Below are 17,632 nucleotides of genomic sequence, written 5' to 3' on the forward strand. Positions count from 1 at the left end.
ATATTTCACTCGGCTAAAGACCTCGGCAACTCACCTGAAAATGATTGCAGCAACGCCTCAATATCTGCAACATCCTCATCACTTAAATCCAAACCCAATTGACCTCTTGCCATAATGCGGATCGCATCAGACAAACTGTCAACCGACCCATTATGAAAATAGGGTGCAGTCAACGCCACATTACGTAAACTGGGCACTTTAAATACGTACTTATCTTGCGGGTTTTGTGTCAACTCATAGCGCCCAAGATCATCGAGTAACTGGGTCGGCACTTTGTCTAAGCGCCCCACTTTTTGATATAAGTTCCCACCTATATTTCGCCCTTGATGGCAAGTAACACAACCGTATGATACAAACTTGTCATACCCTCGCTGTTGCTGAGGCGTCAAAGCACTGCGGTTGCCAAGCAAAAAGTCATCAATTGGGCTATGTTGAGAAATAAGAGACGCCTCAAATGCGACTAAGGCTTTGATAATATTGTCTGCTGTGATCCCATCGCTTGAAACCGCATTGAAACTTTTTACAAATCCCGGTTGGCCACTGAGTTTTTTTATCACCTCTTCCCAATTAGTGCCCATTTCCATTGGGTTATGGATAGGCTCGGGTGTTTGCGACTCTAAATTTGGGCTACGCCCATCCCAAAATTGCCGAAAGTTGAGTACAGAATTAATCACTGTGGGAGAGTTACGGGTACCAATTTGTTGCTTAATGCCAACCGATACAGGAAAACCATCGTCTCCGCCATTGTAAAGGTCATGACATGACGCACAAGATACGGTGTTATCCGATGAAAGTAAGGGACTTTTGAATAAGGCTTTTCCTAATTGCGCCCATGCAACATCGTACTCCTTTACCACAGGTAAGGGTTGGATAGGGGCATCTACGCTCAATTCTTGGTAAATAATTTCTGTAGAATGAACCTCTTCATCCTGTTGCCATTGATTGTATTGCTGAGCCGATTTGAACTGAATTACCAATAACATCATAATCGCAAGCAATATTGTAGATATGAGTGCTATGTACTTACTACTCACTTCAGCATCCTTGACACGCCTTGTGCTGTTCAACTATTCATTCAAGTATAGACAGAAGCAAATAAAGTAACTGGAAATATTTATTAGAAATCCACGTCAGAATTAATTTTGACAATGAGCAAATAAAGGGAGGCAACCGACGCGGAGAATGATATCGACATGAGCATGTCAGTGTCAGGTCTTAATATGTAACACAAAATAGCATTCATCAATGCATGCTCCCATTTAAGTAAAAACACTCAGACGGGAGAGAACGAAAACAGGGGAAATTGAGGTGAAATTATCTGGCAGTGTTTAGATAAAAGAATACCTAAATTTGAAGACAGTAATTGAGATCCCTAAAACACCATCATTGTTAGTTAATGAGAAAGCTCCCGCCATACCGTTTCTGTATTGCAACGTAAATCTACAACAACGTTGCATAATTCCCAAAGTAACTCTTACCTAAATTTGCTTACTAAGCTGTACGACTAATTTAAAACTCTAATGCAGATTGTTTTTTATAAAACAGTGTATTTTCAATTACCTGCATACTTATATGAATACCATTAATGCCATCTTCTTTACCCTGAAGGTAACCTTGTGTATACGCTTTCTTCATCAATTCATGTTCCCTTGAAGAAAAAGCGTTCACATCATTAAAATACTCATTTTTATTATTATTATTGTTCATAACTCACGCTCACTTGTTAACTTTCATTGTAAAAATTAACACAATAACTTTACAGTTAGAAGAATAAAAATCATAAAAAGAGCCTTACTTGTAATAATTTACAGGGTAAATTAAGCATTTAATAACAGGGTAAGCAGACAGTATTTTGAACTTTATTTATACTAAAGACCCATTTAAATGAGGCAGCCTATAAACTACAGCTAAGCATTAAAAGTAGCCACATCGCAGTAAAACTGGGTTTCTAAGGACACCATTATGATGCTTAAAATTAAAAAATATAGATTTGAGAAGTGTGATAATGTTGAATTGTAAAGTAAACAAGCGCCCTTTTAATCTTCATGAACTAAGTAATGAAGCTGATATCAACACTTGCCCACATAGATACTACTAGGCACTCAAAAAATCAAAAAGTTAATTAAAGTGAAATAATATTAGTTTTTGAAAGCGTAACCCAAGCAACTTTAAATTCCTCTCTTGCAACATAAGCGACTGTCCAACTTACTTACAACAGGTTACCATTAGACATTATGCAAAAAAGCAGAGGATGTCCCCTGATTTTTGGTATTCAGATGGCTAATAAGGTCAGCTGAGCTGGTCAAGTAGCTCTTCCAATACTTTGTTCACCTGCTCAAAATCATCCCAATCTAATGCCGCCCAATCGATGTTAGTATCTAACGTTGATACGTCAGTAAACAATAACTTTCTCAACACATCAACTTGACTAATTTTATTCAAGTTATATGTCGGTATTTTTTTATTTCGCGGCTTTTTACCAGATAAACGCTCAGTGATCTGCTCGCCTATTTGTTTTTTATCGCTAATGTTTAATAGCTTTTTGTCATGCTCTATTTTGTAGTTTTGCTCACACTCTAAGATGACTTTTTTAACCTTAACAAATGAAGCACTCAGACCGTCTTCATATGCTTTCATTACTTCAGGGTAACGCGTTAAGACGTTATAATTATCAAACGCTCCCATTGAGATACCAAGATTTTTGGCTTTATCTCTAACGGTTAACTTTTTCTCTCCAATTTTTAATCGCGCTTGATTAACGCCTTCAATTTCAAGCATTGCTGATAAAAATGCTTGAAGCTTTCCATATTGTGGCAGATCTTCACGACTGGCATTTTCTTGAAACTGCTTAACTTTGTATAACAACGGTTTTGAGTCATACACCTTGAATTGCGCAGCGTGATCAAGACCATAGGTAAACACTAAAGCAAAAAACCGTCTATGCCCTGTTAAAATTTGGTACTTGTTACCGCCTAGCGGGTATACAGTCGGTGCTTGAATGATCTCTGAAACCGAAATGTTTTCACCAAGCTCAATAATGGACTCGATCGTTTGATTCGCTTTTTTCCAATCGCTAGAGGCATATTTCAAGCAGTTAATAATGCAGTCTTTGCCTATTATCACCTGACCTTCAGCATCATACAGATCAACTAATTGCTTTTTTGTTAATTTGCGCTCGGTAAACTGTCTCGCATGTTCGTTCTCAATGAAAATACTTGGTAGAAAGCGCGCGTTAGTTGCATCTGGCACGATCAAATTCAAAAATAGAGATTGGTATTCAAAGTTTTCACTGTGAAGCTTTTGACTATTGCTCAAAGTCGCTAGAATTAAATCGTCTCTATTATTAACCATTATTAATCGAACTATATTGCGTTGTATTTAGGGGATCATAACACACATCAAAAAGGATGCCACTTTGTGCATTTATTTACTCAAAACCGTGATATTGTGGCAAAGTTTTGCCCATTGTTCCGCCTAAATGCATATAAATACAAACAAACATTCCCCTTAAACATTGAGCAATGTCCACAGAACCTATATAAGGAACAACCTTCCCTTGCTTATATTGCATTAAAGCTTATAATTGCGAACAATTTTTATTCCCATTGAGAAAAGTGAAGGAGTGGTTGTGCAAATAGCGTCTTTGTATCAAGAGCACCACTTATGGTTGAAACAGTTTTTATATAGCAAGTTGAACTGCCAAGCACAGGCTGCTGATTTTGCACAAGATACCTTTCTCAGAATTTTAAATAAACAAAAGCGTAATACCCTTGAGCAAATACATACACCAAAAGCATACCTAACCACTTTAGCCACCGGGCTAGTAAACAATCATTGGCGCAGACTCTCTATTGAACAAGCCTACCTAGAGACACTTGCAGCACAGCCGCAGTGCCTAGCACCAAGCCCTGAAACGCAGCAGCAAATCGTGGATTTATTGGAACAATTAGCGCAAGTTTTAGAAAAGCTACCGCAGCGTGAGCAACAGGTGTTTATTATGGCCCGTATTGACGGTATGGCATATAAAGACATTGCAGAGCAATTGCATATCACGGTTAACATGGTACAAAAAGCGATGTGTAAAGCGGTACTTGCCTGTATTGAGGTGCAGACTCAATAATGCAGCAAACTCATGACGTCCTTGAGCAAGCGATAGAATGGTATGTAAAACATGAAACAGCCCCCTTATCGCTGGCGCAAAAACAAGATTTTGAGCAATGGCTAAACGAACACGACTGCCACCAGCAAGCCTGGCAACAAGTAACCCATTCACAGCAAATCTTCACAAACTTGCCGCTATCATCAGCGCAATCACTGTCGACGATTACCAAAGCAAATCAAAGCCGCCGTCATGTCTTAAAATCTATCGCGGCATTGTCTATATCAAGTTGGCTCACTTGGCGATATCAAAAAGAGTTGGGGATCAGCGCGCACTTGGCAGATCACCATGCACAAATTGGCGAACAACTGCAGTTAACGCATTTAGCGCAAGCTAAAGTGGCCCTCAATACGCACAGCGCCATAAATTTAGATGCAAAAACACTTTGGCTCAAATATGGTGAAGCGCATATTGTCTGCCAAGTGCCCTTGGCTATCTCGAGTCCTCATTGCCACTTTAATGCTGAGTCTGGCGGTGAATTCATTCTCTTTGATGATAATAAACAAGTACGCTTTAGTGCGCTAAATCAGCGTTTTGATATTGTCGCACATGGGCAAAATTATACCGTAGACAAAGACCATACCCTCATCGCCGACCGCAATAGCACACGCATTGTTGAAACACCCAGACACATGACAAGTTGGACCAAAGGCATGCTCAGTGTGTCTCAAATGCCGCTTAAACAATTTATTGCAGAACTGTCTCGCTATTTACATGGCAGTATCAGAGTTGCGCCAGCGGCTGCTCAATTGCATATTAGCGGCACTTTTTCTCTGACAGATCCCAAGCAAATTCTATCGCAAATACTCCATACCTTCCCTGAACTGACACTCAATGGTGTGCCAAATGCCTGGCAGGTAATTAACAAAAAGACATAAATTTCAAAACCTTAAGAAAAATTATAAAATAATTTGAAAAAGCTTGGCAGATTTTGTCTGCTCACGGGGCATAGAGAGTGACACATTATTTTAAACTAAGGAAAATCATGGTTGCTCAGCCTATTAAATCATTTAAATTTAGCCTACTCGCAGCGAGTCTCTCGGGTGTACTGCTTGCCTCTCCCATGCATACTATGGCAGAGGTTCAAGTCCACGCGTTAAATTTACCTGTGAGCACGCTTGATCAAGCAATTTCAGAGCTAGGAGAGCAAACGGGTACCTCTATTTCAGTCAATAGTAAGCTAAGTAAAGATCTCAGAAGTAACCAGATTTTAGGCAATTTGAGCGTTCATCAAGCCATCACCCAATTATTGGCCGGCACTGGACTCAGCTTTGCAAAAACAGACACCGGCTACGTCATCTATGATGCTGATACTGACACGCCTGTCGCACAACTACCCGATATGCATGTCAAAGCCGTTGAAACCATCGAAATTTTAGGCCAGCCCATTGAACGCAGCTCCTCACCGACTGGACTTGATTTATCTGTCAAGGAAACCCCTCAGTCAATCTCAGTCTTAGATGCTAATTTTATTGAATATTATGGGCTAGATGATGTTGAAGATGTGCTCAATAATAGCGCGGGTGTTTATCGTTATAAATATGGCACATCAGACGATACGCTGTTTTCTTCTCGCGGTTTTTACGTCAATGAATATGTTAAAGATGGCATGCCAGCTGGTTTTTCTCGCGGCCAAGAATTTCGCTTAGACAGTGCCGTTTATGACTCAGTCGAAGTACTGCGTGGTGCGGCGGGTTTAATGGCGGGTGCAGGTGAGCCATCAGCAACCGTAAACCTTATCTCTAAAAAACCAACACGCGAACGTTTACTGAATGTCTCTGCCGAGCTGGGTAGCTTCAACCACAAACGCGCTGAACTAGATGCCAGCAATGCATTAACCGAAGACGGTAAATATGCGGCACGCGTTGTCTTGGTATTTGAAGATGGTGATACCTATGTAGATAGAGAAGACACCCAAAAGCAGGTGTTCTACACTCAATTTCATGGCTATTTTGGCGCACAAGAGCAAACTGAAGCCGCTTTGACACTCCACCACCAAAAACTAGATCACCATGGTGTGCAGTGGGGAGTGCCTATTTTTTATAACGATGGCAGCCGTACAGATTTGCCAGCATCAACTAACCTCGCCTCGCCAAATGCATTTCAAAATAGAGAGCATACTGGTTATACCTTTAAGATCTCTCACCAGTTAAACCTTGATTGGCAACTCAATGGCGCAATTTACCACGGAACCAATGATTTAGAGTCTATTTTCACCTACTTCTCATCATCAGTAGATCCTAAAACAGGTCTTGGCCTATTTGGTATTGATTCTCTTTTTGCAGATGAAGGCGAAGTAACGACCATGACAGCCAGTGCAATCGGCCGAGTTGAACTGTTTGATCGCGAGCACCAAATCAATATTACTTACTTAAACAACGAGACAGAATATACAAATGTAACGTACGAAGAGGAAACACCTGAAGGTCGTCGTGCTTTTTACCCAATGGCAAGCGTGTTTGACGCTAACCCTGCTCGAGACATACAAGCGCCAAACATCAATCAGAAAATCATGGACAGACTGGAAACCGTCGATGAAGAAACATTAGCACTGAGCACCAATATCGATGTGCATGATCAGGTCAATGTGATCGCGGGTATCAAGTTTTATAAATTCAAACAAAACAATAAAAACTATACATCTTGGCAAGGTCACTCGGCTTCTTCGTCTTCTGATGATGGCGACAGTAAGTACTTAGGTTTGGTATACAGCCCACTCGACACTTTAAACATCTATGCAAGTTACACGGATACATACAAGCCTCAACCCGGCTTGGTTGATGTTAACCTAGCGCCGATTGAAGCCATTACCGGCCAAAATATTGAGCTTGGACTCAAGCTGGCGCTATTTGACGATAAATTTAATATCAACTTTGCTGCATTTGATACTTTGCTGAAAAACGTCGCTGAAGCCATTCCTGAATATGCCAATGCAACCCCCATTCGATACCGCCAAGTCGACGGTGCAAACTCAACCGGTTTTGAGCTTGAAATCGCGGGCGATATCACTGAAAACTGGCAACTTAACGCCAGTTATAGCGAGTTTTCACTAGAAGATCAGCAAGGTGAAAACGTCAACAAAGAGGCGCCACGCAAGCTACTTAAGTTAAACACAAGCTATCAATACCATGATTGGCGAGCAGGCCTTGGCTTGCAGTGGAACAATGACACTACAGTAAACGTATTGGCACCTCGTGGCGTTGACCTAGGGTTACCAGCAGGTACTCGACGTGGCTCACTGGCCGATACCAAGCAAGGCGAAACCCTGATTTCAGCTCACCTTGGTTATCAGGTCACCGAGCAACTGGATGTGAAGGTGCATGTACGCAACCTACTGGATGAGTCTTACTACGATACATACGGGTTTGTACCAAAAAAAGCGGGCTCCCCACGTACTTGGGTCATCAACGCCAACTATAAATTCTAATAACAATTAGGCGGCGAAAGCCGCCAATACGTGACTATCATTATGTATTATTTACTGCCCAGTTTATGGCTATGCGGCGTGCTGTACTATGCAACAAGCACACGACAGCGATGGCTATCACGCCCCTTATCTGGACGCCGATTGTTACACCTATTTGCACTGTTCCTATGCCTGCTTGCAGTGTGGGGCTTTGTGCAAATAGGTATGACAATCGGTGCCGCACTTACTTATACCCTACTACTAAGTATGTTTGCCCTCGCGGCACCGGTTTTTTTAATTCACCACTTTAATCACGCAGTTTGGCCAAGTGTGATTGTGTTTGTGCTGATTGCCACTGCTTTGCACTTTGTTTTTGGGGATCTTTATGTGGCATAAAACGGTTGCGGGCTTCATCTGCGGTTTAATCACCATCACCTTGCTTCCTAGTAGTTTAATCCACTTTTATCGTGACTTAAGCGCCATCTCTGCTGCTTTTTTCATAACTGTTGGTCTAACCGGTTGGGCATGCATCATGACATATTGCTATGGCGCAGGCAGTGCCAAAGCGGCTTGGCTTCGCGGCCTATACTGCGCTGTGCCCGCAGTGCTCATTTATTTGATAGCCTTTTTTACCTAATGGTTTCTCATGTTTTCTAAAGATACTTTAAAAAACCTCACCCATGCACACACTTGGCTTGGCTTGATTATTTCTGGCGCACTCATGATTATTTTTGTCTGTGGTAGCCTGTCTTTTTATCGCGCTGAAATTCATCAATGGGACCGATTCCATAATTTTCATAAAGCCTTGCCCAAAGAGCAAACCCCCGTTAGTCACGTCATTGATAAGTTACAAGGGCTTGGCTATGACATTCGCTTCAATGACCGAGTCAGTATTGATTTACCCAGTGAAAATAAACCGTTTTACACGGTGTTTTTTCTCGCTACACAAGACGGTAAACGACAATATGTAAACTACAGCTTTGCCGCCGATGATGGACGTTTACTCGACCTCGATCGCAATCAGTTTTTTCTTGCCGACATGCTGTATCGCATGCACTACCACCTGTATATTCCAAACATTGGATTTGAACTGGTCGGGATAATCACTTTAATTTTTTTTGTGGTGCTGCTAACAGGCCTGCTCATCCACCTAAAAAAAATCATCAGTCATTACTATCAATATCGGACCAACAAAGCCAAAGATAAATACCTTGATGGCCATATATTGATTGGGGTGAGTGCATTTCCCTATACCTTTATGTATGCACTGACCGGCGTCTATTTCAATCTCGCATTATTATTTCAAGCCAGCTTTGGGTTTGCAGCATTTAATGGCGACTTTAGTGAACTGGATAAAGCGCTTGGTAAACCGGATGCAATACAACAGACAGCCAGTGGCCTGACACTGCCAACGCAACAATACGATGCCTTGTTATCGCACATTAAAACGCGCTACCCAACGCATCAGCTCACCTATCTATTTTCATATGGTATGACAGATAAAGCCGCTCACGTTGAAGTGATTTTGCGCCACCCCGGCTCATTACATGAATATCATAGACTACGCTTTGCATTAGATGACTTTACGCAACTGAGCGGCGACATCACCAAGCATAATCCGGCGCAGGCAAGCGCGGCAACGTTTGAAGCGCTACATTACGGGACGTTTGGCGGAGATCTCATGCGCTTTTTAATGTTTTTAATGGGTCTTGCGTGCTGTTATTTGATTTTAACCGGTAACCTGATCTGGTTAGAAAAGCGGGTGAAAAAGCGTCAGCAAAGCAAAATAGGTTTACGCTTTGTCAGTGCAATGACCTTAGCCCTTTCAAGCGGCGTACTCATCTCAGTCGCCATGTGCTTTGTCATAACGCGCTTTTTGTCTGAGTATTTTGCGATGCAAAATATACTTGTGCCTGTATTTCACCTCAGTTGGTTTTTTGCCATGCTCCATGCTTTTGTTATAAACGCGCCAAGGAAAGTCATGGTCCAGCAGTTAATAGTGGCCGCTTTACTCTTTTTATTGGCGCCCGCCTATGATTTATTCAACGGCATGCTAGCCATACAGCCACTATTGCTGGCCGATAAAGCGATATGGTGGGTCAATGGCGCGTTAACGACCATGGCAATACTGTGCTTATTAATAGCAAGGCACTACCACAAAGGCACCACCGAGTAACATCTTAATGCCTAGCTCGCCGTCAATATCGCATGTTGCTCGGCGGGCTAATTATTGATTAGTATTAAACAATTCAATACCATATGCATGATTTAAACCAAATAACTGTGATTGAATGATGCGATTTGTTGTTTTGCTAATATTGGTTGCGGCCCTGCACATACTTGTACTGGGTTTGTTGACTGATGATAAAAAAGAAGCAACCTCTATAACGCCTAATTACCTTACAATGACGCTGGCAGAATTACCGCCTCCAACTGCAAACACACCGCAGCAAAGTGACTTTGCACACACAAACACGCAACAGCACGCCACACCGAATGAAAATGCGAAACACAAACAAACAGTAAGCGCTCACAATCAAGAAATAGTCAAACAAAATGGTATCAGTGCAAGGTCAGAACCAGCACGGCAGAAGCAGCTTGCCAGGCCAATTAACGCGCCGCAGCCAGTCTACCCAGAAGATGCAAAAGCCGCTGGCCAACAAGGCGTTGTCACCGTCACGTTTTTGGTCAATGTCCATGGTGGTGTAGAGTCTCCACGCATTGTTAAAAGCAGTGGCTTTAATGCCCTAGATATGGCCGCGAAACGCGCCATTTTAGACTGGTCTTTTTATCCCACATTACTCAATAACGAAGCAATTTCACACTGGTACCAGCAACGTATTATTTTTGAAATTGAAAAAGCCCACATACATACCAATAAAACCATCGAGCCCACCCCATAATGACAAACATATTTATATATCTCAGCCAGTTTGACCCAATCATTCTTGCCATTTTTTTACTGCTTTTAGCCATGTCATGTTTGACTTGGAGCCGAGCACTTCATTTGTGTTGGTCTTTGCTATGTATCAAGCGCCAGCAAAGTCACGCAAAGCAACTGTGGCATAAACAAGAAACATTGGTCGCATTTCGACAAGCCCATGTATCGCCAAACTCTAAACTTTTTAAACGCTTTGGTCTGTATTACCACATTGCAAAAGTTGGCAACTTGGCAAAGCAGCAATATCTAGACACCCCCAGTGAACAACTAACATTGTCTGATTTTCTCGCCAGTCAATTAACGTTATACAGCAAGCGCGCCTTACCTAAACATGGCTTGAACTTACTTGCTACCACCGCCGCCTGCGCACCCTTTATCGGTTTACTCGGCACAGTTTGGGGCATTCACTTATCCCTGAATGTCATTGGCGAGCAAACAACGGCGACGCTGACCACCCTCGCGCCAGCCATTGCTGAGGCACTAATTATCACTGGGGTGGGTATCGTTGTTGCCATTCCAGCGGTGCTGTTTTATAACTTTTTTGCCAAGCAATATGAGCAGCTACAAACTGACCTCAATTATTTTGCCCAGCAGTGGCATAATTACCTATTAACTGGCCACTCGCCTGCACATTTATCTGGGTCTTAATATGGATTTTAATCAGCAAGATGCACAGACTTCCAGCATTAAAGAGCCCAATATGCTGCCTTTGATTGATGTCATGCTGGTATTATTGGTCATTGTTCTGATCACCTCCCCTTTGCTCACCAAAGCGCTTAATGTCGATGTCAGCAATGGACAAGCTCAAGCCGTACAATCTGCACAGCTCACCCTGTCAATTAACGACAAGGGCACATGGCTGGTAAACGGCCAAGCGCTTAACCAAGCGCAAGTCAGACACTATTTAACTGAACAAGCGGAGCAGACCGATTTGAGTGTGCATTTAAATGTGGGCAGTAAAACCCAGTATCAGGATGTGCATGGTTTAATGTCGCTGTTAAACGAGTTAAATATCGATAAAGTCAGTTTTGCAAAGCAGGATGAGCAAAAAAAATAGGCCAGCAGCAACCACACTGCTTGCCTATTGGCTTCTCAAGAAAACTGTACACCTGAACTAAATCACAACTCAATGTCATCACATCGGTATGCATCCACTATATCTTTGAGACAGGCCAAAAAGATATTACGGCCTATTACTGTCAAGTTATACGCTCGTACATGCCCGCCAATCAATATCGTTTTCACTCCAGAAATATCAATACCTGTTGAAAACCGCACTATAATTTTGACAATCACACACGTTAAACCCGACCGTCCGCATGGATAATATTTAATTCATCCAGTCGCCCAAGGAGTAGACATGACAAGATTACCCAACCCCAACCAATATGAGTCAGCTCTACCGAAACTCAACTCTATGTGTATTGTTGGGCATACCACAGACTCCACCGCTAAGATTTGGCTACGCACCTTCACGCCTGGGCAATGGTGTATCGTCCTCGTTGAAGCAGCCCACATAGATACAATCAAAACCCGCCTTGACGAATTTAGTTCTCACCCTGATGATGTCTGCTTCAGTGGTGCAGGTATAGTAAAGTGCCCAATTGATACAGAAGAAAAACATGACAATTGTGCCTGTGTCACGCTAGAAAACTTAAGTCCAGACACTTGCTATCATTACTTTTTATTTGCCTATGGCGATACCCACCAGACACTGCCGAGAAAAATTGAAAAAGGTTATCGTATCAATCACACCTTCTACACGGATCAGTCAGGGCCCAATTGGCGTGACTTTAGCTTTGGGTTTTATAGCTGTCACGACCCCTTTGGACAGAAGTCGATTACAGATGGCTTATGGCCAGATCTGTGCGAAGCACTGGAAGCAAGGAACACCCGCTTTGTAATAGGCGGTGGCGATCAAGTCTACTGTGATACCCATGGCAAACGAGCGCAATCAAAGTGCAAACAGGCTCAACCTGACATTGAAGATTTATGGGATTGGCTCAGTCGCCACAAAAACGCGTTATATGACGCCTACACAGAACAAGGCACACTCAACAAAGAAGGCGTTATAGACTACTTAGCTAAGCTTTATCGCATCTACTATCGCATTTATTGGAACTTCGGCTCGCAGCAATCGGTATATCGCGCTTACCCTCAATACATGATGTGGGACGACCATGAAATTATGGACGGCTGGGGCTCACTCACCAAAGCGCAGCGAATAGATAAACTAAGTCTCTTTTTTGAGTACGACAATGACCATATAAACTCAACCATCGCGCGCTTGGCGTACCAAGCTGCTAAGAGAGCTTATTTGGATTATCAGCATTTGCATAATCCAGATACGAATGTGTCGACCAGACATTATGATATCGAAGATAGCCAGCAGCAATGGGACTACGGATTTATAAAAGGCCCTATCGGTGTTTATGTGCTTGATACTCGCTCGCACCATGATGTGGAAAACCAACCAGACGGCGCGCGTTTATTAGGCCCAGAGCAAATGATACGCTTTGCACAGTGGCTTAGCGACACAGCAACCAGCGGTGTGAAAGCCATTTTTATTGTCACTGCCGTGCCGGTCGTGCATTGGAATGACGCGGTGATGAATAACATGGACCTACTGTTAAAAATTTTTGGTGCCATGGACGATGCCATTGATGAATGGGGCAATGACACCAACATCAAAGAGCGCAATATCATGTTAGACCATGTGTGTGAGCTATCCCATGTTAATCAAGTTCCCATCACCTTTTTAAGCGGCGATGTGCACTGCGCATCTGCCTTCAAGATCTCATCTTCGACCTTCCGCAACGCCGAGGTGATGAACATCACCTCCAGTGCCATCTCTCGCAAGCCACCACCGAAAATGGCTGCCGTTGCCATCGATAGCAGCAAAAAGATGTATCGCTCACCCCATATTGAGATAGAAAACATATTTGAAATGGCAGGTAAAAATAACTTTTTAGTGGTCGATATCTCTGAGCAAAACAATGCCTTGTCGATTATCGCCAACGTCTATTATGGCAAGCCCAATGATGATGAATTGCAGAGGGAAGAGATAAGGATTATGTAAAGGTGGCTTTTCAGCATGTGTTGCTGAGCAATCATATTGTCGAAAGTGCTTTTATTAAATTGTACTCTCATAACCTATACGAAGCTCAAGTCGCCAGATAATGCCATGTGCAATAAGGGCGACTTTGAGCAAAAAACTCAGTAAAACGAAGGTTGTTTTAGCGCATAGTTTTAGTTCTACTCACGAACTATGCTAAAACTGGAGCAGATACAATTGCTCATAACTCCTTTCTCAATCAATTTGAACAAAGAGCCTTTTGGTCTAGAAGCCATTCCATGCCGCCATTTTTCAAAATCGATTCCGCTGTTGTTGTTGAAACTTGCGTTATATTCGCTTCGCTTACAACATTCAGTAAGCTCGCAGGCAAACCGATTAATACTTCACGTTGTTTTTGCACTTCGTAACTATCTAAGCCATTCAAAGCAGTAAAAAAGTAATTTACTGAAGCAGGAACATCGCTGATATCATAATTCAACAAATCCATACAAACTTTAGCAGCTCTTTTTGCGATATCTTTCTCAGCCTGTTCGACTGCAGCTACTACACTTTGAATTTCACCATCACTGGCAAATCTTTCGTCTTTCAACATTGATTTAATCACTCTGAAAGTAAAGCGAGTATGCGCATCACTCATTTTTACTATAGAAGTAGCAGAGCTGTTAGGGTTTGCTATCGGTGCATCCACTCTTGCACCTGCTGCAGTTGCCAACAAAGGCATACAGACAAGTGCTAGTATCATATGTCTTATCAAATCCATTGCTTTTCATTCCTTGAAATTTGAAGTCCTCAAATTTCATCAGATCCTTTTTTAGATATTAATTAAACGCGGTTTTGCAAACAGTTTAAACGTTAAATTCGCTATATGCTTTGACGAAACCACGCCACAATTTAGTGCAAATAAAGAAGCAAAAACATCAATAATTCACTTGGGGTTAATTATTAAAACCAACAAACAATGCAGTCCTAAACTGGACTTAAAGCTGCGTATTTATTGGCCAAGTTTCCACTACGCCGTCATTGGTTTCACTGATGATAACTTGCTTAGACTCATTCACCGCGATGCTTAATACTGAAGCTCGATTTCGACCATCAACTTTATTCGCCATAAACTTTGCAATTAAATCCCCATCTGCAACACGCCAAATCTGCACTTTTTGGTTTGGAGAAGCGGTGAGTAACCACTGATCATTGTTAATAAATGCCGACTGATTAAATTCTATGAAGTTGCCAAATGTAGATAAGGACGAGCTTAACTCTTGTGCTTTTAAATCAATAAACTGACGAGCATCCACAGAGTCCAGTACAAACGCCTTAGTCGCGTCTGCGTTTAGAGAAACATGGTTGACTCTGGTAGAGAATTTATAAGACTGTAATTCTTTGCCTGTTTGTACATCCCACAGTTTAGCGAATTTGTCACTGGAGCCTGTCATTGCTGTACGCCCATCAGCAGACAGCGCCACGGTGTTTACATCTAAGTCGTGTAATGTGTATAGCGATCGGCTATTAGCTCTGACATTTATCACTTCCGTTTTGCCGCTTCTATACCCTAACAGTAAAGTTTCACCGTCATTAGATATCGCAATATCTCTAATAATATTTTCACCACTTGACCATGCGCCTAAGGGCTTACCAGATTTTGTAGAAAATAGGCTGACTGACAGCCTGTTGGATATATAAAACACGCTGGCGTTTTCAGCTATTCCTGACAACTCAATATTGCCCTCAGCGATACAGGGAAATACTTTTTTATCTGAGAGGTTACTCCATAAGCAAACTTCATTTTGCCTTGCAATAATAGACAAAGCACCGTCATCAGAGAGATCAGATGATTGTACTAACCCTGAGCCATGTTGCTTTTGAGAGCTTGCTGGCGCTTCAAAGTGAGAACCCCAAAAACAGCCCGTTAATAGTAACGAGAAAGCCATAGCGGATATTTTTTTCATTTTTATATTCCTTTCAATATTAGGCGCTAAGGCCAATAATCTTGTTTCCGAATAAACGTTCACAACTGCAGATATTACTCTTGGCATAATCCAACAAATTATCTGATTGGACAATTTGCTTTGAACGGTCGTCGCAATCCACGCTCATAAAGTCGCCAAAGCAAAACTCCGAATTAGAAACAAACGAGGTCAGGTCCCGCATTTTGCATGGTGATATTACATTTTTCAACGGCAGATATTTTCTCATTTCTGTTGTTCAGTAATCAAAAAGGCCAGAGTTATTGTTCAAACTTACAGCTCTATAGCATGGTTTCTGACTTTCGTCAGAATGACGAGGGTCAGATTATGGCTGAATTTAAAACACCAAGTAAAAGAAGTCAGATTCTTTAATATGAAGGCTTCAGACAATGCCACTTTCCATTCGATGGCGCCTGAAAATAAGCAATTGATGAGTCATGTACTGGCATTGATACGGGCCAAGTCATACTGGCACATGAGTGTGCTGATCAGTACTTTTAAATATGTGTGTAAGTTGCTCATTTCACCTTGCGCAAAAGTCATTGTTCAAATTAACAGAGCTGCAAAATGGTTTCTGACTTTCGTCAGAACGACGAGGGGTAGAGTGCATATAAACCTAGCGCCTCTGCCGAATGGGTCCTGACCTTCGATAGGATGATGAGGGCAGGCTCTTTGATATGAAGGCTTCAGGCCAAGGCGTGCTGGCACATGAATGCGCTAATCAGTACTTTTTAATGTGTGTGTAAGTTGCTTATTTCACCTTGCGCAAAAGTAACCTTGCTTCGCAACGTATATTTTGCACCTATGTGCAGATACAATAAAGGGGCTAAGCGATCACCCCTTTGTTACAAACTTTATTGTCTCAACACAAAAACTAGCACACCTGCCCACACGCCCAGCCGCTAGACCATGCGTATTGGAAATTATAGCCGCCAAGCCAGCCAGTAACTTCGGTGACTTCACCGATAAAGTACAGGCCTTTGGCTTTTTTCGCTTCAAAGGTTTTAGAGCTCAGCTCGTTACTGTCAACACCCCCTAAGGTCACCTCTGCGGTGCGGTAACCTTCTGTACCGTTCGGTTTTATTTTCCAAGCAGTTAATGTCGCGGCGATGGTATCAATCTCGCCATGGGTTAGTTGATTAGCGGGTTTATCAGGTACGCTGTTGTCGTTAATTAATGCATCAACAAAGCGTTTGGGAAGCAGTTGCCCAAGCAGGTTTTTAACTGACTTTTGGCCTTGGTTTTGACGCCAATCGTGCAATAACTCAGCCACATCTGTATCCGGTAATAAGTTGATACTGACTGCCTGCCCTGCTCGCCAAAAAGAAGATATTTGTAAGATTGCAGGGCCCGATAGGCCGCGGTGAGTAAACAAGATGTTTTCTCTAAACTGCGTGCCATCATCACTGGTCACTAGACTATCTACACTGATCCCAGACAAGCCTTCAAAGCGCGCTTTATCGTGGTCGTGCAAGGTAAAAGGTACTAGCGCTGCGGTTGTTGGCAATAACTTTAAGCCAAATTGCTCTGCAATTTTATAACCGATTGGTGTTGCACCCAGCTTTGGCATAGTTAGGCCGCCAGATGCGACCACCAAAGAAGTACAACTAAAGGTATGCTCTGATGTGGTGACTATATATAGACCTTGCTCGTCTCGCTCAACATTGAGCACTTCATTACGTAAAAAGACTTCAACGCCAGCCCACTCACATTCAGTCATCAAAATATCAACGATGTCTTGTGCGCTGTTATCACAGAATAGTTGCCCAAGTGTTTTGTGGTGATAATTTAAGCCATGACGGTCCACCAGCTCAATAAAGTCATGCTGGCTATAGCGGCTTAAACTGGATTTCACAAAGTGAGGATTGGCACACAGATAGTTTTCTGGGCTGGCATTTTCATTGGTAAAATTGCAACGACCACCGCCACTAATGAGAATTTTTCTTCCCACTTTTTTTCCCATATCAACAATAGCGACCTTTCGGCCTCTGTAACCAGATTGCGCCGCACACATTAATCCAGCGGCACCTGCGCCGATGATCACCACGTCAAATTGCAACATTGTATACTCTGAAACGAAAAACTT

The 17,632-nt window shown here is 42.4% G+C and carries 16 protein-coding genes; 10 read left to right on the top strand and 6 right to left on the bottom strand.

The genetic code is table 11. The features are described 5' to 3' along the window. Positions 1-5: 5 nt before the first annotated feature. The 3 genes from L1077_RS18870 to L1077_RS18880 form a co-directional block, all read right to left on the bottom strand. Positions 6-1,034, bottom strand: coding sequence for a cytochrome-c peroxidase (locus L1077_RS18870; protein ID WP_237138474.1), 1,029 nt, complete (start codon positions 1,032-1,034; stop codon positions 6-8). 475 nt (positions 1,035-1,509) lie between these two features. Then, complete coding sequence (locus tag L1077_RS18875; RefSeq protein WP_237138475.1) at positions 1,510-1,707, bottom strand: hypothetical protein; 198 nt, start codon at positions 1,705-1,707, stop codon at positions 1,510-1,512. 582 nt (positions 1,708-2,289) lie between these two features. After that, positions 2,290-3,351 carry a hypothetical protein gene (locus tag L1077_RS18880; protein WP_237138476.1) on the bottom strand — a complete coding sequence of 354 codons (1,062 nt, stop codon included), beginning with the start codon at positions 3,349-3,351 and terminating at the stop codon, positions 2,290-2,292. 277 nt (positions 3,352-3,628) lie between these two features. Here L1077_RS18880 and L1077_RS18885 point away from each other — a divergent pair, with 277 nt between their 5' ends. From L1077_RS18885 to L1077_RS18930, 10 genes are all read left to right on the top strand, one after another. After that, positions 3,629-4,120, top strand: coding sequence for a sigma-70 family RNA polymerase sigma factor (locus L1077_RS18885; protein WP_237138477.1), 492 nt, complete (start codon positions 3,629-3,631; stop codon positions 4,118-4,120). Further along, positions 4,120-5,037 carry a DUF4880 domain-containing protein gene (locus L1077_RS18890; RefSeq protein WP_237138478.1) on the top strand — a complete coding sequence of 306 codons (918 nt, stop codon included), beginning with the start codon at positions 4,120-4,122 and terminating at the stop codon, positions 5,035-5,037. The genes L1077_RS18885 and L1077_RS18890 overlap by 1 nt, the downstream gene beginning before the upstream one ends. A 107-nt stretch (positions 5,038-5,144) precedes the next feature. Beyond that, positions 5,145-7,586 carry a TonB-dependent siderophore receptor gene (locus L1077_RS18895; RefSeq protein ID WP_237138479.1) on the top strand — a complete coding sequence of 814 codons (2,442 nt, stop codon included), beginning with the start codon at positions 5,145-5,147 and terminating at the stop codon, positions 7,584-7,586. A gap of 30 nt (positions 7,587-7,616) precedes the next feature. Next, positions 7,617-7,961 carry a hypothetical protein gene (locus L1077_RS18900; protein WP_237138480.1) on the top strand — a complete coding sequence of 115 codons (345 nt, stop codon included), beginning with the start codon at positions 7,617-7,619 and terminating at the stop codon, positions 7,959-7,961. After that, positions 7,951-8,202, top strand: a complete 252-nt coding sequence (locus tag L1077_RS18905; RefSeq protein WP_237138481.1) for a hypothetical protein — start codon at positions 7,951-7,953, stop codon at positions 8,200-8,202. The genes L1077_RS18900 and L1077_RS18905 overlap by 11 nt, the downstream gene beginning before the upstream one ends. A 9-nt stretch (positions 8,203-8,211) precedes the next feature. Further along, complete coding sequence (locus L1077_RS18910) at positions 8,212-9,741, top strand: PepSY-associated TM helix domain-containing protein (RefSeq protein ID WP_237138482.1); 1,530 nt, start codon at positions 8,212-8,214, stop codon at positions 9,739-9,741. 115 nt (positions 9,742-9,856) lie between these two features. Further along, a complete protein-coding gene (locus tag L1077_RS18915; RefSeq protein WP_237138483.1) occupies positions 9,857-10,468 on the top strand; it encodes an energy transducer TonB in 612 nt (203 codons plus the stop codon). Further along, complete coding sequence (locus L1077_RS18920) at positions 10,468-11,154, top strand: MotA/TolQ/ExbB proton channel family protein (protein ID WP_237138484.1); 687 nt, start codon at positions 10,468-10,470, stop codon at positions 11,152-11,154. The genes L1077_RS18915 and L1077_RS18920 overlap by 1 nt, the downstream gene beginning before the upstream one ends. Position 11,155: 1 nt before the next feature. Beyond that, positions 11,156-11,563, top strand: coding sequence for an ExbD/TolR family protein (locus L1077_RS18925; protein WP_237138485.1), 408 nt, complete (start codon positions 11,156-11,158; stop codon positions 11,561-11,563). A gap of 303 nt (positions 11,564-11,866) precedes the next feature. After that, positions 11,867-13,585 carry an alkaline phosphatase D family protein gene (locus L1077_RS18930; protein ID WP_237138486.1) on the top strand — a complete coding sequence of 573 codons (1,719 nt, stop codon included), beginning with the start codon at positions 11,867-11,869 and terminating at the stop codon, positions 13,583-13,585. Between the two features lie 235 nt (positions 13,586-13,820). On the opposite strand, the gene L1077_RS18935 is transcribed toward L1077_RS18930, so the two are convergent. The 3 genes from L1077_RS18935 to L1077_RS18945 form a co-directional block, all read right to left on the bottom strand. Next, positions 13,821-14,342 carry a hypothetical protein gene (locus L1077_RS18935; RefSeq protein ID WP_237138487.1) on the bottom strand — a complete coding sequence of 174 codons (522 nt, stop codon included), beginning with the start codon at positions 14,340-14,342 and terminating at the stop codon, positions 13,821-13,823. 217 nt (positions 14,343-14,559) lie between these two features. Next, positions 14,560-15,528 (bottom strand): WD40 repeat domain-containing protein, encoded by a 969-nt coding sequence (locus L1077_RS18940; protein WP_237138488.1) that lies wholly within the window; start codon positions 15,526-15,528, stop codon positions 14,560-14,562. A gap of 892 nt (positions 15,529-16,420) precedes the next feature. Beyond that, entirely contained in the window at positions 16,421-17,608 is a 1,188-nt protein-coding gene (locus tag L1077_RS18945) for an NAD(P)/FAD-dependent oxidoreductase (protein ID WP_237138489.1), read from the bottom strand. Between the last annotated feature and the right edge of the window lie 24 nt (positions 17,609-17,632).

It is taken from the genome of Pseudoalteromonas luteoviolacea (genome assembly GCF_021654285.1).
In the GTDB taxonomy this organism is placed as follows: Bacteria; Pseudomonadota; Gammaproteobacteria; order Enterobacterales; family Alteromonadaceae; genus Pseudoalteromonas; species Pseudoalteromonas luteoviolacea_J.